Here is a 366-nt window from a genome sequence, read left to right as displayed (position 1 = left end):
AATTTGAGAGACTCGAACACACCATTTAAGATGTGTCGTTTCAATTTTCAGCTTGATCCAGATTTTTAAAGAGCAAATATCTCAAACGTGACTCGCAAGTCAGTTTTGAGATATAACGGCAGGTGACTTTCACTCACGAACCAGCAAGTGGCGTCCCCTAGGGGATTCGAACCCCTGTTACCGCCGTGAAAGGGCGGTGTCCTGGGCCTCTAGACGAAGGGGACACTGAAGTCTCAATCGCAAGACGCCTTGCTATTTACTTTTCATCAGACAATCTGTGTGAGCACTACAAAGGCAGGTTCTTTAAGGTAAGGAGGTGATCCAACCGCAGGTTCCCCTACGGTTACCTTGTTACGACTTCACCCC

At 47.5% G+C, this 366-nt stretch carries 1 tRNA gene and 1 rRNA gene; both read right to left on the bottom strand.

Annotated elements, in window-relative coordinates:
- Positions 1-148 precede the first annotated feature (148 nt).
- Positions 149-224: transfer RNA gene (locus C6A40_RS24835), tRNA-Glu, on the bottom strand.
- Between the two features lie 85 nt (positions 225-309).
- Positions 310-366: ribosomal RNA gene (locus C6A40_RS24830) — 16S ribosomal RNA — on the bottom strand; the annotation flags it as partial.

Source organism: Enterobacter sp. GER_MD16_1505_Eko_090 (assembly GCF_003331015.1).
Lineage (GTDB): Bacteria > Pseudomonadota > Gammaproteobacteria > Enterobacterales > Enterobacteriaceae > Enterobacter > Enterobacter roggenkampii.
Note: the sequence above shows the minus strand (reverse complement) of the source record. Positions and strands in the feature narration are given on the sequence as shown.